The following is a 17,812-nucleotide window of genomic DNA, read 5'->3' as shown; positions in this document are numbered from 1 at the left end:
TCACGAGCCTTGCCAGATTCGCCCCTGACGCACTTCCCGGGGCCAAACAGGCGCGGGCCGAAAGGCCCGCGCCCACGACCAGCCGAAACAATCGAGTGTCGGACCCATGTGGGACCGTGGTCGCATTGCTTCGGTTGGTCGGAGGCGGATGCGGGTGGGAAGGGGCACGCCCTACGGCCCGCCCGGGGCCGCGATGCCCGCGGCCGCTCCGCGGCTCCGCGGCCCGCAAGCGGGCCGCAGTCCCGCCCGCACCCCGCCTCTCCTTTGCCCAGGCCCGCAACCGAACATCACCAGAGGAACCCATGGCCGAAGAGACCGCTACCGGAACCGCTGCTGAAGGCGCCCAAGGCCCCGCTCTCGATGCCGGCACCTACGAGGTCCTCTCCACCCGCCTCGCCGACTTCGCCGACGAGCTCGCGGGCCGCGCCGAGGCGCTCAACACCGCCCGCACCGACGCCTTCGGCGCCACCGGCCTCACCCTCCTGGGCACCACCCGCATCCGCACCGCGAACAACTGCGTGCCCCGCGACATCGCCCGCGTCGGCGACCGGCTCCTCTTCGGCTACAACGTCCACATGGGACTCAAGTCCCAGACCGGCGTCGGCGACGTCTTCGCCCTCCATAACTTCGAACGTGACGGCGCCGAATTCGCGTTCACCGAGGTCACCGCCGCCGGGCACCTCCTCGACCAGCCCAAGTTCACCGCCGACTTCACCGAGATGTACCGGTACTACCGGTCCACCGAGCTCCTCCAGGTCCGCGAGGTCGACGGCCGCCTCCTCGCCGTCTTCAAGATCGGCGAGCAGCTCACCGACCAGCGCGTCATGCGCTGGCAGCTCGCCGCCGGCAAGGAACCGGCCTACATGGACGCCCGCGGCGAAGCGGACGCAGTCTGGCCCGAGCCCTACGACTTCGAGTGGACCCCGACCGGACGCGAGCACCACGTCACCGGCCGCCACCCCCACGTCTCCATCGAAGACGAGATCTTCGTCGAGTGCATCAACGGCGACCTCACCGTCAAGATCGAGGACAACACCGACTCCGGCGAAGGCGTCTACACCGAGCCCGTCGCCGAGCCCCTCCAGTCCCTCGCCGACGCCGACATCGCCTACGCCCGCATCGGCCCCCTCATCCTGCTGAAGATCCTCCCCTACAAGGAGACCGTCACCCGGTACCTGATCTTCAACTCCCGCACCGGCACCATCGTCCGCGCCGACGCGATCGGCCAGGCCTGCCGCCGCCTCCCCGAGGACCACGGCCTCATCTTCCCCGGCGGCTACTACCTCAACGAGGGCAAGCTCAAGACCTTCGACCACGACGTCGCCGACCTCCGCTTCAAGCGCGTGATCCGCTCGCCCAACGGCGAAGACGTCCTCTACGTCTTCTACCACGAGGCCGAGGGCCGCTCGCTCCTGCTGCCCTACAACGTCATCCGCAAGGAAGTGGCCGCCCCGATGAGCGTCCACGGCTACGCGGTCTTCGACGACGGCACCCTCGCGGCCTTCCGCTTCACCGGCGAGGAGGCCACCCGCGTCCACCCGATGCAGATCTGGTCGACCCCGTTCTGCAGCGAAGCCTACGCCGCCGCGACGGAGACCGGCGACACCCCGGTGCACCGCATCGGCAACGCCGAGGCCGTGCGCGCCGTCTCCGACGCGCTCTCGGTCGCCCGCATGGTCCGCGAGATGGAACCGGCGCAAGCCGTCTTCGAAGCGCTCATCGCCGCCGCCACCCGCTGCCTCGACGACTACCCGTGGCTCGGCGACGACGGCCTCCACGGCCTCGATGAGAGCCTCGCCAAGGTCCGCGACACCGCCGAGGCCGTCCTCGACGAGTACGCCACCGTCGCCGAGCTCACCGCCGAGGCCCAGAAGGCCTTGGAGGAGGCGCAGACCGGCACCGTCAAGCTCCTGCGCCGCGCCCGCGGCGAGGCCCCCAAGTCCGCCGAGGACTGGGTCGCGCTCCTCGCCGAGCTCCGCGGCGCCGGCGGCCACCTCGTCACCCTCCGCGAGACCCGCTATATCGACCTCGCGGGGCTCGACGCGCTCGCCGCAGAGGTCACCGAGACGCTCGACTCCACTGGTAGACGCGCCGTCTCGTTCCTAGAGCGAGACGACGCGTTCACCGCATACTTCGAGCAGGTCGCCGACCTCGAGCGCAAAGCCGAGGCCATCGCCTCCGTCGCCGAGTCCGAGCCGCTCCTGGCCGACCTCGACGACCGGCAGCGCGGCCTCGAGACCCTCACCGAAGTCGTCGCGACCCTCGAGATCGGCGACGCGGTCGTGCGCACCGCGATCCTCGGCCGCGTCTCCGAGGTGCTCGCCGCCGTCAACCGCGCCCGCGCCACCCTCGCCGCGCGCCGCCGCGAACTCGCCGTGGGCGAGGGCCGAGCCGAGTTCGCGGCCGAGTTCGCGCTCCTCGGCCAGTCCGTCACCGCCGCCATCGCCGCCGCCGACACGCCCGCCGCCTGCGACGAGCAGCTGGGCCGCCTCCTGCTCACCGTCGAGAACCTCGAGACCCGCTTCGCGGACTTCGACGAGTTCCTGACCCAGCTGGGGGACAAGCGGACCGACGTCTACGAGGCGTTCTCCTCCCGCAAGCAGCACCTCCTCGACGAGGCCGCCCGCCGCGCCGAGCAGCTGGCGCAGTCGGCCGACCGCATCCTCGAGGCCGTCGCCCGCCGCACCGCCACACTGTCCTCTCTGGACGAAGTGAACACGTACTTCGCCACGGACCCGATGGTCGAGCGCCTCCGCAAGGTCATCGCCGAGCTGCGCGGTCTCGACGACACCGTGCGCGCCGAGGAGATCGAGGGCCGCATCGCCGCCGCCCGCGCCGAGGCCGGCCGCGCGCTCAGCGACCGGCTCGACCTCTTCGACGGCGACGCCGTCAAGTTCGGCGAGCACCGCATCCCCGTCAACACCCAGCCGCTCGACCTCACCCTCGTGCCCTCCGGGGACGCGCTCGCGTTCTCGCTCACCGGCACCGACTACCGCCACGTCGTCGACGACCCCGGCTTCGCCGACACGAAGCCGTACTGGCACCAGTTCCTGCCCTCCGAGAACAACGAGGTCTACCGCGCCGAGCACCTGGCCGCGGCCCTCCTCGCCGAGCACGGCCCCGCGAAGCTCCTCGCCGAGGACCTCCCGGCGTTCACCGCCGCCGCCGCGGCCGAACGCTACGACGAGGGCTACGAGCGCGGCGTCCACGACGCCGACGCCGCCGCGATCCTCGCCGAAGTGCTGCGCCTCTACGCCGCCTCCGGCCTGCTCCGCTACCGCTCCGCCGAGCGCGCCGCCGCCCAGCTGTACTGGGGGCACGGCATCCCGAAGGAGGAGCGGATCGCGATCCGCACCCAGGCCCGCTCGCTCGCGCGCGCCCGCGCCGTGTTCGGCCGCGCCGACGCCCTCGCCGACCTCGCCGCCGACCTCGGCGAGGCCGTCAACCACTACCTCGACAGCACGCTGCTGCCGCTCGAGGTCGACCCCGACCTCGCCGGCGAGTACCTCGCGGAGGAGCTGGCCGACCCCAGCGGCGGCTTCGCCGTCTCGCAGCGGGCGCGCTCGCTGCTCGCCGCGTTCGAACGCCAGGTCGGCCCGGGCGCCAAGGCGGACTTCGAATCCGACCTGCGCGCCCTCGAGGGCGACATGACCTCCAAATGGGAGCTCGCGGCCGTTTGGCTCGAGTCCTTCCTGCGCCAAGCCGAGCCGGAAGGGTTCGACGAGGCGGACCTGCCCGAAGCGCTCGCGGTCATCCTCGCCGAAGTGGACGGCTACGACGTCACCGCCGAGCTCTCCAGCCAGGTCACCGGCCTGCTCGGCACCCACCCGCGCGTCGAGTCCCGCGTGCTCCCGCTGCGCCTCGACGAGTTCCTGGCCCGCACCGGCCGCTTCCGCCGCACCGTGCTCCCCGGCTACCGCGCCTACCAGCGCCGCCGCGGCGAGCTCATCGAAGGGCACCGCCGCGCGCTGCGCGTCGAGGAGTTCAAGCCCAAGACCATGGCCGGGTTCGTGCGCAACCAGCTCATCGACGACGTGTACCTGCCGCTCATCGGCTCGAACCTCGCCAAGCAGATCGGCGCCGGCTCGGGCGAGGGCCGCCGCACCGACCAGTCGGGCATGCTCATGCTCATCTCCCCGCCCGGCTACGGCAAGACCACCCTCATGGAGTACGTCGCCGACCGGCTCGGCATGCTCCTGGTCAAGGTCAACGGCCCCGCGCTCGGACACGAGACGGTCTCGGTCGACCCGGAGGACGCGCCGAACGCGACCGCCCGCGCCGAGGTCGAGAAGATCAACTTCGCGCTCGAATGCGGCAACAACGTGCTGCTCTACCTCGACGACATCCAGCACACCAACCCCGAGCTGCTGCAGAAGTTCATCTCGCTGTGCGACGCGCAGCGCAAGATGGAGGGCGTCTGGAACGGCCGCACCCGCACCTACGACCTGCGCGGCAAGCGGTTCGCGGTGTGCATGGCCGGCAACCCGTACACCGAGGCCGGCCAGAAGTTCCGCATCCCCGACATGCTCGCCAACCGCGCCGACGTGTGGAACCTCGGCGACGTCCTCTCCGGCCGCGACCAGGTCTTCGCCCAGTCGTACATCGAGAACGCGCTCACCTCCAACAAGGTCACCGCGCCCCTCGCCGGGCGCGAGCGCGCCGACACCGCCGTCCTCATCCGCCTCGCCTCCGGCGACCCGACCGCCGCGCCGGAGGCGCTGCGCCACCCGTACAGCGCGGGCGAGCTCGACCAGGTCCTGTCGGTGCTGCGCAAGCTCGTGCGCATCCAGAAGACCGTGCTCGCCAACAACCTCGCGTACATCGCCTCCGCCGCGATGGACGACAGCGCGCGCACCGAGCCGCCGTTCCTGCTCCAGGGCTCGTACCGCAACATGAACCGGCTCGCCGAGCGCGTCGTCCCGGTCATGAACGACGACGAGCTCGAGGCGGTCATCGACGACCACTACGCGGGCGAGGCCCAGACCCTCGCGTCCGGCGCGGAGGCGAACCTCCTCAAACTCGCCGACCTCCGCGGCCGCCTCACCCCCGAGCGGGCCGCCCGCTGGGAGGCGGTGAAGGAGGCGTACCGGCGCGAGCAGACCCTCGGCGGCGCGAGCGACGATCCTATGTCGAGAGCGGTCGGCGCCATCACCTTGCTCTCCGACCGCGTGAAGGGCATCGAAACCGTCCTGCAACAAAGGAGCGGGATCGAACGGGAATAAGTCCTCTCCGCTGGCCCAGACCTCCCTTGCGACCCGGTACGCTCTTGAGCAAAAGCTTGGCGCGTAGCCCGCGTGTGCCCCTGCAGCCGCTAACGATCGAATAAGGGAGGTCCCCGTGCCGACGAAGACGGGAGACAAGATCAGGATCATCGTCTTGGGTACCGGCCCCGACGCCGAAACTGCCCGACTCATCGCCGAGTCCGACGCCGACGTCGCCCTCGCCAAACAGTTCACCAAGACCGTGACCCACCTGGTCGTCGACGACACCGTCAAGCCCACCGAAGCCCGCGTGAAGAAGGCCGAAGAGGCCGGCGTCCCGGTCCTCTCGGTCGACGAGTTCAAGGCCCTGCTGGTCGCGGGCGCCGAGGACGAGGTCGACGAGGTCGTCGAGGCCGAGCTCGAAGCCGCGCCCGCCGAGACCCCCGTCGCCGTGGTCGACACCGAGCCCGAACCGGAGCCGGAGCCCGAGCCCGCCGACGAGCCGGCGCACCCCGAGCCCGAGCGCGTGGACGAGCCGGCCGACGAGCCGAGCCACCCCGAGCCGGAGACCGCGTCCGAGCCGGTCGAAGAGCCCGACCCGATCGCCGACCCCGAGCCCGAGGCCGCCGCGGAGCCCGAGGCCGCCGAGCCCAAGGCTGACGAGAAGCCCGAGCCGGTCGCCGAGGCGATCGACGAGCCCGAGGACGTCCCGGCCGATCCCGAGAAGACCGTCCCGTCCCAGGCGGAGGCGCCCGCCATCGAGACCGACGCGAAGGGCGGCGAGAAGTCCGCCAAGCCGTCCCTCCTCGACAAGATCAAGTCGATCTTCGGCCTCAGCGCCGCCAAGAAGTAACGCCCGCAAGCACGGCGAAGGCCCCGAACCGAACGGCTCGGGGCCTTCGCCGTGGCTGCGGCGCGCTGCACGGCGAGCGATTCGGGGCGCCACGTCCGCTATACGCCCCGGGCCCGGAGGCCCGGGGCTTTACGCTACGGGCGAAACGGATCGAGCCGTCCGCGGAAGTTGAGTCGGATACACTCAACTTCGGGTCGCTTCGGCAGCCGCGCCCGGGTGCGCCGACCGTCGAGCGCTTGAGGCCCGCACCTTGGACAGCATTCGTTCGACAGCGTAGAGGAGCACGGGAACCGTGGACGTCAACCGTCTGACCACCAAGAGCCGAGAAGTGATCTCCCAGGCCGCGCGCACGGCGGCCGCCGGGGGGAACCCCGCCGTCGAGCCCTGGCACCTGCTCGACGCGCTCCTGACGGTCGACGGCTCCACCGCGCCGGGGCTGCTCCAGCTCGTCGGCGTCACCCCCGGCACCGTCTCCGCCGAGACCGAGCGGCGCATCGACGAGCTCCCGTCGGCCTCCGGGCCGTCCGTCTCCGAGCCCTCGATGGCCCGGGAGTCCCTGCGCGCCATCAACGCCGCGGACAAGATCGCCACCGACTACGGCGACGAGTACGTCTCCACCGAGCACCTCATCACCGGCCTCGCCCAGACGGGCGGCGACGTCGGCGCGTTCCTCACCGCGCAGGGCGCCACCGACAAGAAGCTCATCAGCGCCTTCCCGACCCTGCGCGGCGGCGACCGAAAGATCTCCTCCGCCGACCCCGAGCAGGGTTACAAGGCTCTCGAGAAGTACGCCGTCGACCTCACCGAGACCGCCCGGTCGGGCAAAGTGGACCCCGTGATCGGCCGCGACACCGAGATCCGCCGCGTCATCCAGGTCCTGTCCCGCCGCACCAAGAACAACCCGGTCCTCATCGGCGAGCCCGGCGTCGGCAAGACCGCCATCGTCGAAGGCCTCGCCCAGCGCATCGTCGCCGGTGACGTGCCCGAGTCGCTGCGCAACCGCCGCGTCATGCTCCTCGACCTCGCCAGCATGATCGCCGGCGCCCAGTATCGCGGCCAGTTCGAGGAGCGTTTCAAGTCCGTTCTGGAGGAGATCAAGTCCTCTGACGGCGAGATCATCCCGTTCATCGACGAGCTCCACACCATGGTCGGCGCCGGCAAGTCCGAGGGCTCCCTCGACGCGGGGAACATGCTCAAGCCCGCCCTCGCGCGCGGCGAGCTCCACATGATCGGCGCGACCACCCTCAACGAGTACCGCGAGCACATCGAGAAGGACGCCGCCCTGGAGCGCCGCTTCCAGCAGGTGTTCGTCGGCGAGCCGTCCGTCGAGGACACCGTCGCGATCCTCCGCGGCCTCAAGGAGCGCTACGAGGTCCACCACGGCGTGCGCATCACCGACTCCGCCCTGGTGGCCGCCGCGCAGCTCTCCGACCGGTACCTCCAGGACCGCCGCCTCCCCGACAAGGCCATCGACCTCGTCGACGAGGCCGCCAGCCGCCTGCGCATCGAGATCGACTCGCGCCCTGAGGAGATCGACACGATCGAGCGGTCCGTGCGCCGCCTCGAGATCGAGGAGACCGCCCTCCAGAACGAGAAGGACGACCCGGCCTCCGCCGAGCGCCTCGCGTCCCTCCAGCGCGAACTCGCCGACGAACGCGAGAAGCTCGCCGCCCTCTCCCGCCAGTGGGAGTCGGAGAAGGGCCGCATCGGCAAGGTCTCCGAGCTCAAGGAAGAACTCGACGACCTCAAGACCCAGGCCGAGCGCGCCGAACGCGAATACGACCTCGAGAAGGCCGCGCAGCTGCGCTACGGCCGCATCCCCGAACTCGAGCAGCAGCTGCGCGACGCCGAAGCCGAGCTCGCCAGCGCCGACACTGACCCCGCCCACCAGCCGATGCTCAAAGAGGAGATCGACGCCGACGAGATCGCCGACGTCGTCTCCGCTTGGACGGGCATCCCCGCCGGGCGTCTCCAGGAGTCCGAGACGCACAAGCTCCTCCACGCCGAGGAGGTCTTGGGCGAAAGGGTCGTAGGCCAACTCGAAGCGGTCACCGTCGTCTCCGACGCCCTCCGCCGAGCACGAGCAGGCCTGTCCGACCCGAACCGCCCGACCGGGTCGTTCATCTTCGCCGGGCCCACGGGCGTCGGCAAGACCGAGCTGGCGAAGGCCTTGGCCGAGTTCATGTTCGACGACGACCGCGCCATGATCCGCATCGACATGGGCGAGTACACCGAGCAGCACTCGGTGGCCCGGCTCATCGGGGCCCCGCCCGGTTACGTCGGGTACGAGGAGGGCGGCCAGCTCACTGAGCCGGTGCGCCGCCGACCGTACTCGGTGGTCCTGCTGGACGAGGTCGAGAAGGCCCACCCGCGCGTGTTCGACACGCTCCTGCAGGTCTTGGACGACGGCCGCCTCACCGACGGCCAGGGCCGCACGGTCGACTTCCGCAACGTCATCCTCATCATGACCTCGAACCTCGGCTCCTCGGCCCTGGTCGACCCGCTCCTCGAGGAGACCGCGAAGCGCGACCAGGTCCTCGCCGCGATCCGCACCCACTTCAAGCCGGAGTTCCTCAACCGCCTGGACGACATCGTCATCTTCCACGCGCTCGAGCACGACCACCTGAAAGCCATCGTCGAGGTCCAGCTTCGCTTCCTCGAGCACCGCATGGAGACCCGCCGCCTCAAGCTCGCCGTCACCGACGCCGCCAAGTCCTGGCTCGCCGACCGCGGCTTCGACCCGGTCTACGGCGCCCGCCCGCTGCGGCGCCTCATCCAGTCCTCCATCGGCGACCCGCTCTCCCGGGAGCTCCTGGAGGGCAAGATCATCGACGGCGACACGGTCGAAGTCGGCGTGAGCGAACAGGGCGACAAGCTCACCGTCGCCAAGGCCTGAGCGCCGACTTCCTCCGACCGGCGGCGAAGCGCGGCTGCCCCGTGGTGGCCGGTGCCGGGTCTCCCGTGCCCTGAGCTCCTACCTCTTCCTCGCGGGCGCCCGTCACGGTGAGGAAGTGGCGGCGGCTGCCCGGTGGCCCCCGCCTCGGCTCGGCCCTCCCCGAGGACACCCCTTCGCCGGCGGTGTCCTCGGGGAGGGCCGAGCCGTTCAGGAACCCATGACCGAGGTCTCTGTGCGGAACCTTCCCGATTGCAATACCCCCGGGGGTATATTGGCCATATGGAGATCAGCACGGACACCACCACCGCCGCACCGTCGAGCGAGCCGATGCGGATCGTCGTCGTCGGCGGCGTCGCCGGCGGCATGAGCGCAGCCGCCAGGGCGCGGCGCCTCGACGAGCACGCCGAAATCGTGGTCCTTGAACGCGGCGAACATGTCTCGTTCGCGAACTGCGGGCTTCCCTACCACGTCGGCGGCGAGATCGAGGACGCGTCCGCACTGCTGGTGCAGACCCCGGAATCACTGCGAGCGGCCCTGAACCTCGATGTGCGCACCCGCCACGAGGTGACCGGGCTCGACACGGCCGCCAAAACGCTGACCGTGCGCACCCCCGCGGGAACCTTGCCGCTCCGCTACGACGCCCTCGTGCTCGCACCGGGCGCGCGGGCCGTGGTGCCGCCGGTGCCCGGCCTGGACTCCGACCGCGTCCGCACGCTGCGCACCGTCGAGGACGCGGTCGCGCTGCGGCGCTCCGCCGACCTCGGCGCCGCGAAGGCCGTGGTCATCGGAGCCGGATTCATCGGCGTCGAGACCGCCGAGGCGCTGGCGCAGCGCGGCCTCGAGGTCAGCCTGATCGAACTCGCCCCGCATCCGCTGCCCCCATTGGAGGCCGAGATCGCCCAGCCGGTCGCGGCCGAGCTCCGCCGCCTGGGCGTCGACCTGCGCACCGGGACGGCCGCCGCCGAGGCGCGCCCGGGACCCGACCACGACCTCGTCGTCCTCACCGACGGCACCGCGATCGAGGCCGACCTGATCGTCCTGTCGGTCGGCGTGCGCCCCGACACCGAGATCTTCGAGCGGGCCGGGATCGCCTGCGAACGCGGCGCCATCGTCACCGACGAGCACGGCCGAACCTCGGCCCCCGGCGTGTGGGCGGTGGGCGACGCGGTCCTCAGCGTCGACCCGGTCACCGGCGCCCAACGCCCGGTGGCGCTGGCGGGCCCGGCGAACCGGGCCGGGCGCCTCGTCGCCGACGACATGCTCAATCCGGAATCGGCCCGCCCGATACCGCAGCCGGTCGGCACCGCGATCGTCCGGGCCGGAAACCTGACCGCGGCACTCACCGGCGCGAACCGCGCGAGCCTGCGGGCCGCGGGAATCCCGTTCCACACCGTGCACCTGCACCCGAAGCACCACGCCGCCTATTTCCCCGGCGCCGAGACCCTCCATCTGCTCGTGCACTTCCGCGACGGCGACGGACTGCTCCTGGGTGCGCAGGCCGTCGGCGGCGAAGGCGTCGACAAGCGGATCGACGTGCTCGCCACGGCGCTCCGCGCCCGCATGGGCGCAGCCGACCTCATCGACCTGGATCTCGCCTACGCCCCGCCCTACGGGCAGGCGAAGGACCCGGTCAACCTGGCGGGCCTGATCGCCTCCAATGTGCTCGACGGGACCCTCCGGCTGTGGCACGCCGACGACCTCGACCGCGTCTGCGACGAAGCGCTCGTGCTGGACGTGCGCACCCGTGCCGAGTACGGCGCGGGCCACTTGCCAGGGGCACTGCTCGTGCCGCACCTTGAACTGCGCGAACGCCTCGACGAGGTCCGGGCGGCCGCGGCCGGTCGGCCGGTGCGCGTGCTCTGCGAGTCGGGGGTGCGGTCGAATATCGCGCACCGGGTCCTCGCGCAGGAGGGTTTCGACAGCGCATCGCTGTCCGGGGGCATGCTCACGCTGCGCGCCGCACTGGGCGACGACCTCCTCGCGCGCGAGCGCGTCCTGACCTGAGCCGACGATTTGCATGCACCACAAGACCTCTCGCAAAGGAGACGAACCATGGCGATTCCCGATCCGGCCACCCAGCGCCGCGTCCTCAACCGGTTGAAGCGGGCTCGCGGCCAGCTCGACGCGGTGATCAGCGCGGTCGAGGACGGCGGGCGCTGCCGCGATGTCGTCACGCAGCTCGCCGCGGTCTCGACCGCGCTCGACCGCGCCGGCTTCGCGATCGTGTCCACCGCAATGAAGGACTGCATCGCGGACCCCGAGCAGACCGCCGAGAACGAAGGCGGACTGACCACCGAAGAGCTTGAGAAGCTCTTCCTCATGCTGGCCTGAGCGACCCGCCCGGCCTGGACGACGACGAAAGAGGACGATTCCACCATGTGTTATCCCACCAACTGCCGCCAGTGCGGCAAGACCACCTGGGCCGGCTGCGGCCAGCACGCCGACGACGTCATGCGCGCAGTCCCCAAGGCTCAGCGCTGCGAAGGCCACGAGAAGCAGCCCGGTCTGCTCGCGAAACTCCTGCGCCGCTGAGATCGCGAACCCGTCCCTGTCCGAACCTGATCGGCTTTGAACTGAACGCCTGATGGCATGGTCGTGGCAAGGTCGGTCCTCGAGCGGGCTGCACCCAATCAACGACGGTCGAGCGGACCTTGCCCGCGACGCACTGCCGTACTCGGCCCGGTTCTCTCCTGGGACACAAGCCATCAGCGACGGAGTGGCGTGGGCGGGTAGCGGGGTGGGTCGCCGGGGCCGGGTCCGCTTCGCGCTGGCTACAACCGATCAGCGACGGAGTGGCGTGGGTGGATGGTGGGGCGGGTCGCCGGGGCCGGGTCCGTTTCCCACTGGCCACAACCCATCAGCGACGCAGCGGCGTGGGTGGATGGTGGGGCGGGTCGCCGGGGCCGGGTCCGTTTCCCACTGGCTACAACCGATCAGCGACGGAGTGGCGTGGGCGGATAGCCCGAGCGCGCTGCCGGATTCGGGCGGTTGCTCGGGGGCGCGCCGGACCCGAGACGGTCGCACCTGGGCCGCTCCGACCCGGGCCAGTCGGGTCGGGGCCGGTGGGTCTGGAGCGGTGCCGCCGCTGTCTGGCGGTGCCCCGGTGCGGTCGGGGCGGTGGCCGGGGTAGTGAGGATCGAGCCGGAGACCGCAGGCACCGCCTTTGGGGCGACGAAGCTCGCCGCCTCGGACGTCATCGACTCGCGACGAGCGCGCGCGCATCCCGTTCCGTTGGCACGCTTGCAGCATCACTGAGCTCTGCTTCCTCATCGCCTGGCACCTCCCATCCTTCCGTCCTCATATCGCGTTCCATCGCTCGCCGAGGGCACTGCCGCCCTCGGGTGTGCGCTACCGATCGTCGCTGTCGATCGTTCACTCGCTCGCCTTTGGGGCTCCGGCGTCCTCTCGGACGTCCGATTGTCTTGGCGGGCATCGCTCTTCCGCCTGCCTGTTCTCGGGCTCCTTTCCGTGTCTCGGGCACCCCGATTACCGGGTGGGTGTCGTGCATTGGAGTTGGCGTCGTGGTGTGCTGGCGGTAGCCGCCCCCGTTTGGACGGTCCTGGTCGCTGCTCTCACCGGCGACTGCCGTGGTATGCCCGGGACTCCCGCTATGGTCGGCGTTGCATCCATCTGGACATGGTGTGCCTCGTTCAGGACACTCGCGGTCCGGTCAGGGTGATCCCGACCGGTCCGTCTCCCACCCAATGACCCCCGAGGGGGTCGGTTCGCTGCGGGAACTGATAGCACCAAGGGGCGAGACCACCGGCCCCGTGAACGGGGCGATGTGCTCGGAACCGTCTGGTCAGCCGGTCGGCCATAGGCTTGTCGTAGTCTGCTTGCACCTACTGGACTCCTGTACGGATTACCAACCCTTGTGCGTACCTCAATTGTCCGCCCTGCCGCCAAGACCGACAACACCCACACGGGGAGAGCATCCTCATGTTCCGCGTCAAACCAGCAGGGCCGCAAAGTGATCGGATACGCCCACCCCCGGGGTCGGGAGTGTCGCCCGGCGGCTCGGCAGCAGCCCTGCTGCCTGGTGGGCCGGTCGCCCGGTGTGCCGGTGGCCGGATGGTCGCGCCCGCCGAGGCCGCCAAGTGACACCGCCCCACCATCCACCTCTTCGTCGCTGCCCGCCTGAACCGACTCACTCGCGACCGAAAAGCCACCGCACAACACCGCCGCTGACTCCACCTCTCTGTCGTTGATCGCTTGAAGCACAAGGCATCCGAACTCAAGACCTGGCAGGCGACTGCTACGACCCGGTCGGTCCCGGCGAGGTCTGCCGGTTCACGGGAGACCCGTCCGACACTCCGGCATGGCGCGGCTCCTGGCGCGGCGACGAGTGGTGCCCCTGGATCCCGGAGCGCGCCCGCGCGCTCATCGCCGACATCGGCACACACCGGCGCCTGAACCTCCCGCGACGCGCGCCCCAGGCCGCGCGGCGGGAATCCCGGGCCGGTCGCCTTGGTGGGGGCGGCCGGCCCGACCCGTATCGAGTGCAGGGCCTCGCACAGGCGGCCCTCCGGCGCGGACGACGCTCGGTGCCCGGCCCCCGCGCCCGGCCGCGGCGAGGCCGTGACCTGCGACGCGGTGCCGATGCTCACTCCTGTGATCCCGACGCGCTTCGTAGCCCCCGACCCGACCCGCCCCTAGCATTGACCTGGTGACCGAGACCCCGGCGAGCCAGGAAGACCCCGAAACCGCGACCACCGCGCCGCGCCGCGCCCTGCTCCGCCGCGCCCTGCTCCGCCTCGACATCCTCGACCTCGTCAGCCTCGGCATCCTCGTGGCCGGGCTGCTCTGCTGGGCCACCAGTGTGCTCCCGAACTCGGACGCGCTCGCGAACCTCGGCAGGGTCGCTCCGCTCGTGCTCTTCCTCGGCACCGTCATGGTCATGGTCGCGATCGTCCAGGCGTCACAACTCTTCGACCTCGCTGCCGCAGCGCTCGCCCGCGCCGGGCGCGGCAGTCACCTCGCGCTCTTCGCATGCTGCTTCGCGCTCGCGACCGCCACCACCGTCTTTCTCAACCTCGACACCACGATCGTGCTGCTCACCCCGGTCATGCTCGCCCTCGCAGCGGTCACCCGCGCCCCAGCGCTCGCGCTCGCGATGACCACCGTGTGGCTCGCGAACACCGCGAGCCTGCTCTTGCCCGTGTCGAACCTGACGAACCTCCTCGCCGCCGACCGCATCGGCCTCGGCCCGCTCGCGTTCGCCTCCCGCATGTGGGCCCCGCAGCTCGCCGTCCTCGCCGTCACCGCGCTCTGCCTCTGGTTCGGGTTCTGGCGCCGCCGCCACCGCGAACTCGACCGCTACGCCGTCCCCGAACGCCTGCCCGCCGTCGCCGACAGGCGGCTGCTGTGGACGGCGGCGGTCGTCACCGGCGGGTTCGTCGCCGCCGTCCTCGCGGACGTGCCGATCCAGATCGTCTCGAGCGCCGCCGCCGGACTCCTCCTCGTCCACTGCCTGCGCCGCCGCCGCGACCTCCTCACCTGGGAACTCATCCCATGGCGACTGCTCGTGCTCACAGCGGGGCTCTTCCTCGTCATCCCGGCGGTCATGCGCCACGGCGGCGCGGACGCCGTCGCCGCGCTCATCGGCTCCGGCACCGGCGACGGCGCGGTACTCCGGGCCGGGCTCACCGGCGCAGGGCTCTCGAACCTCGTCAACAACCTCCCCGCCTACACCGCGGTCGAGGCGGTCGTCCCGCCCGGCGACTCGACGACCCTCCTCGGCCTGCTCATCGGCACGAACGTCGGCCCGCTGATCCTCCCGTGGGCATCAATGGCGACCCTGCTCTGGTTCGACCTCGTCCGCGCCGGCGCCCCCGGGGCGCAGCGGCTCCGCGTCCCCATGGGCCGCTTCACCGCCGCGGGCGCGCTCCTCGCGACCGCTGGCACCCTGGTCGGCCTCGCCGCGCTCCTCTGGCTCTGAACCCATGGAGCGCAAGCGCTCCATGGGGTGAAAATCAGCCATTTCCCGATATAGCCCGTCACAGTTGGCCATAGTGCACACATGGCCGTTCCCGAATCACTGGGCCTGAAACGCCGCACCGTCCTCACTGGTGCGGCCGCCCTCCTCGCCGCCGGAACCGCGGGCCTCACCGTGCCGCGACCGGCCCGCGCGGCTGGACTGCCGCAGATCCGCGCCGCCGCCGCGGGCTGGACCGGCCGCGACGGCGAAGTCCTCGTCCTCACCGCCGATCCCGCGACCGAGGCCGACTACGCCCTCCGGCTGCTCCACGGCACCGATCCCGCCGAACTCGGCCCGCCGCTGCCGCTGTCCCTCCCGTCCGGGTTCCACCCGCACTCGATGGCCGCGCTCGGCGACACCCTCTGGATCACCGGCGCCGCCGAACTCGCGCCCGACCGGGCCCGGCCCGCGCTCGTCCGCGTCCGCGACAGCGCCGCGGCCTACGCCCGACTGCCCATCCCGAAAGCGATCCGCTCAGGGATAGCCACCGCCATCGCCCCGGTCGGCCCCCGCGGCCTCGCCGTCGTCATCGAAGGCGGCCCCGACCCGCACCTGGCCGTCATCACCCGCGCCCACCTCGCCCGCACCGCCGACGGCGGCCGCACTTGGACCGACCGGCCGCTCGCCGACGGCCTCGGCGAGGGTTACGGCACCGTCCTCACCGCCCACGGCACCGGCCTGTTCATCGCTACCGCCGACGGCCAAGGGACGCAGACGATCCGCACCGCCGCAGGCCGCGGTGCGCCCACCCGCGCCGCCGAGACCGCCGAAGCCGGGCGCCCGATGGCCGCCGTAGCGGCCGCCGACCACGTCAGCGTCTTCTCCGACCACCACGGCACCGTCACCGAAACCCGCTACACGCCGACCGGATCGCTCCTCGAGGCCGCACCCTCGTGCGCGTGCCGGGGCGAAGTCCTGGCCGTCCCGGGCCGGCCCGGCGCCTGGCTCGAAACCGACGGCCGGACCATCCGCATCCGAAGCGCGAACTGACCCAGCAGGAGGACCGATGCCCTTTCCCAGCAGCAGCAAAGCGTTCGCGCGCTCGAACTGCGACCTGCCCGACATCACCCGCGACTGGATCCACCAGCGCGAACTCAAGACCCGCTACCGCACCGACTACGACGCCGACGGCTTCGGCGTCCACCCGAACGTCACCTCGTTCACCATGCACGAGGAGGCGCACACCAAAGCGGGCCTGGTCATCCGGGACCTCCACAACCTCGGCGTCGACTACGCCCGCACCGAGATCCCCTGGTCCTACCAGTGGACCGGCCTCGCCGGCGCGAAGGTCTGCAAGCCCGGCTACCACCGCTACGGCGCCGCCATCGACTTCACCCGATTCGACTGGGGCTCAGGGCATTTCGTCGACACCGCCGTCCACGGCAAGTCGAAGCGACTCACCTTCCGCCGCCGCTACCTGGCCGTGATCGCCACCTGCCGCAAGCACTTCGGAACCGTCCTCCACTGCAACCACGACCCGGACGGCTCCCACTGGAACCACATCCACGCCGACCGCGGCCGCCTGGCCGTCGCCGCCAACTGGGAATACCAATCCGACACCAGCATCATCCAATGGGCCGCAAGGGATCTCGCAGGCGTCAAGGACCTCGCGGTCGACGGCGACTTCGGTCCCAAGACCAGGCGCGCCTACCAAGTCCTCCGCGAGCGGCTCGGCACCGGCGACATCGACCCCTGCGCCTCAGGCGACAACTTCCGCGTCTGGCTCAACCTCATCGGCCGCCACGGCATCGCCGACCTCGACGCGGGCGCGTTCCGGGCCGACGCGGCCATGGCCCGGGCCGCCGCAAGCGACTGACCTCCCACGAGAAGGAGCCCGCCTTGGATCCGCACCGCAGCAGGAAGCACCTGGCCGTCGTCACCGTGCTCGCGCTGGCGGGCACGGCCGCCGCCTGCGACATCGACACCGTCTCCAGCGACGGCGGTGCTGAGGGCGTGTTCTACGCCCTCGGTGACGACCACCGGCTCTACCGCTGGGAGCCGGCCGCCGAGGCCGACCCTGAGGCCGTGCTCGACCTCAGCGGGGTCTGGGACGGCGAGGGCGACGTGGGCACTGTGCTGCGCTCGTCCCTCAGCGTCGATCCGACCGGCAGCCGTGCCGCCTGGGTCGACGGGGCGAGCCCTGACGCGTCGCTTCGGTTCGGCGACTTGGCGACCGGCGAGATCACCACCGCCGTCGAGTACCCCGTCGACCACGCCTGCCTCGACCCGGCCTGGCTCCCCGACGGCTCCGCGGTCCTCGCCCACCGGGCATCCGTGTGGGGCGAGAGCAGCGACCAGGACACCGACGACATCCCGTTCCCGGTCGAATCCTGGGGCGAGACCGAGTGGTACTCGCCGGAAGCCGGCAAGCTGCCAACCACTGTGGACCTCAAGACGCCGGGATGCCGGATGCGCTGGTACACCGCCGAAGACGGCTCCGCGCAGGCGCTCTACCACGACCTCGAACTCGACGAGCTCTACCGCGTCGACGCGAACGGGCAAGTGCTGGAGACGATCCCGGTCGCGGACCTCGAAGGCGCCGAACCGGCCACCATCGGCCTCGTCAACGTCGACCCGGCCGGCCGCTACGCCTGCGTCGTCGACGGGTACGAGGTCGAAGGAGCCGCCAAGGGCGGCTTCACGATCCGCGCCGAGTCCGGCACGAGTGTCGTCGACCTCGCCACGGGCGAAGCCGTCGGACCCGCCGAAGACGGCTGCACGACCCTCCACGACGACGGCTACGTCTCCCGCGAGGGCCCCGCGCTCGAGTTCATCGACTACGGGGGCGAGAGCACCTGGACCGCCGAGCTCCCCGCGACGATCGCCGAATCGCCGGTCCTCTACTTCATCCCCGATGGGGGTGTGAACGGGACGGCATAGGATCG

General features: G+C 71.2%; 10 protein-coding genes. All 10 read left to right on the top strand.

Annotated elements, in window-relative coordinates; genetic code table 11:
• Positions 1-302: 302 nt before the first annotated feature.
• The 10 genes from AB0K52_RS20215 to AB0K52_RS20170 all read left to right on the top strand — a co-directional run bounded on the left by AB0K52_RS20215 (position 303) and on the right by AB0K52_RS20170 (position 17,807).
• Positions 303-5,222 carry a DNA repair ATPase gene (locus AB0K52_RS20215; RefSeq protein ID WP_363534467.1) on the top strand — a complete coding sequence of 1,640 codons (4,920 nt, stop codon included), beginning with the start codon at positions 303-305 and terminating at the stop codon, positions 5,220-5,222.
• A 115-nt stretch (positions 5,223-5,337) separates the two neighbouring features.
• Positions 5,338-6,054, top strand: coding sequence for a hypothetical protein (locus AB0K52_RS20210; RefSeq protein ID WP_363534464.1), 717 nt, complete (start codon positions 5,338-5,340; stop codon positions 6,052-6,054).
• Between the two features lie 292 nt (positions 6,055-6,346).
• A complete protein-coding gene (gene clpB, locus AB0K52_RS20205) occupies positions 6,347-8,950 on the top strand; it encodes an ATP-dependent chaperone ClpB (RefSeq protein WP_363534461.1) in 2,604 nt (867 codons plus the stop codon).
• Between the two features lie 327 nt (positions 8,951-9,277).
• Positions 9,278-10,954 (top strand): FAD-dependent oxidoreductase, encoded by a 1,677-nt coding sequence (locus AB0K52_RS20200; protein ID WP_363534708.1) that lies wholly within the window; start codon positions 9,278-9,280, stop codon positions 10,952-10,954.
• A 48-nt stretch (positions 10,955-11,002) separates the two neighbouring features.
• Entirely contained in the window at positions 11,003-11,281 is a 279-nt protein-coding gene (locus AB0K52_RS20195; protein ID WP_363534458.1) for a metal-sensitive transcriptional regulator, read from the top strand.
• A 45-nt stretch (positions 11,282-11,326) separates the two neighbouring features.
• Positions 11,327-11,482 carry a hypothetical protein gene (locus AB0K52_RS20190; protein WP_363534455.1) on the top strand — a complete coding sequence of 52 codons (156 nt, stop codon included), beginning with the start codon at positions 11,327-11,329 and terminating at the stop codon, positions 11,480-11,482.
• 2,134 nt (positions 11,483-13,616) lie between these two features.
• Positions 13,617-14,888 carry an SLC13 family permease gene (locus tag AB0K52_RS20185; RefSeq protein ID WP_363534452.1) on the top strand — a complete coding sequence of 424 codons (1,272 nt, stop codon included), beginning with the start codon at positions 13,617-13,619 and terminating at the stop codon, positions 14,886-14,888.
• 81 nt (positions 14,889-14,969) lie between these two features.
• Positions 14,970-15,917, top strand: coding sequence for a hypothetical protein (locus AB0K52_RS20180; RefSeq protein ID WP_363534449.1), 948 nt, complete (start codon positions 14,970-14,972; stop codon positions 15,915-15,917).
• 16 nt (positions 15,918-15,933) lie between these two features.
• The gene (locus AB0K52_RS20175) at positions 15,934-16,743 is read left to right on the top strand and encodes a hypothetical protein (protein ID WP_363534446.1); all 810 of its coding nucleotides are present in this window, start codon (positions 15,934-15,936) and stop codon (positions 16,741-16,743) included.
• Positions 16,744-16,766: 23 nt separating this feature from the next.
• A complete protein-coding gene (locus AB0K52_RS20170; RefSeq protein ID WP_363534443.1) occupies positions 16,767-17,807 on the top strand; it encodes a hypothetical protein in 1,041 nt (346 codons plus the stop codon).
• The last annotated feature ends 5 nt before the right edge of the window (positions 17,808-17,812 follow it).

It is taken from the genome of Glycomyces sp. NPDC049804 (assembly GCF_040674615.1).
GTDB classification, from domain to species: Bacteria; Actinomycetota; Actinomycetes; order Mycobacteriales; family Micromonosporaceae; genus Glycomyces; species Glycomyces niveus.
The sequence above is the reverse complement of the archived record's forward strand: the minus strand, read 5'-3'. Positions and strand labels throughout refer to the sequence as shown.

Excerpts from the sequence above, each read along its gene's own strand:
- AB0K52_RS20195 (WP_363534458.1), top strand. The coding sequence starts at position 11,003 with ATGGCGATTCCCGATCCGGCCACCCAGCGCCGCGTCCTCAACCGGTTG.
- AB0K52_RS20200 (WP_363534708.1), top strand. The coding sequence starts at position 9,278 with ATGCGGATCGTCGTCGTCGGCGGCGTCGCCGGCGGCATGAGCGCAGCC.
- AB0K52_RS20175 (WP_363534446.1), top strand. The coding sequence starts at position 15,934 with ATGCCCTTTCCCAGCAGCAGCAAAGCGTTCGCGCGCTCGAACTGCGAC.
- AB0K52_RS20215 (WP_363534467.1), top strand. The coding sequence starts at position 303 with ATGGCCGAAGAGACCGCTACCGGAACCGCTGCTGAAGGCGCCCAAGGC.
- AB0K52_RS20180 (WP_363534449.1), top strand. The coding sequence starts at position 14,970 with ATGGCCGTTCCCGAATCACTGGGCCTGAAACGCCGCACCGTCCTCACT.
- AB0K52_RS20190 (WP_363534455.1), top strand. The coding sequence starts at position 11,327 with ATGTGTTATCCCACCAACTGCCGCCAGTGCGGCAAGACCACCTGGGCC.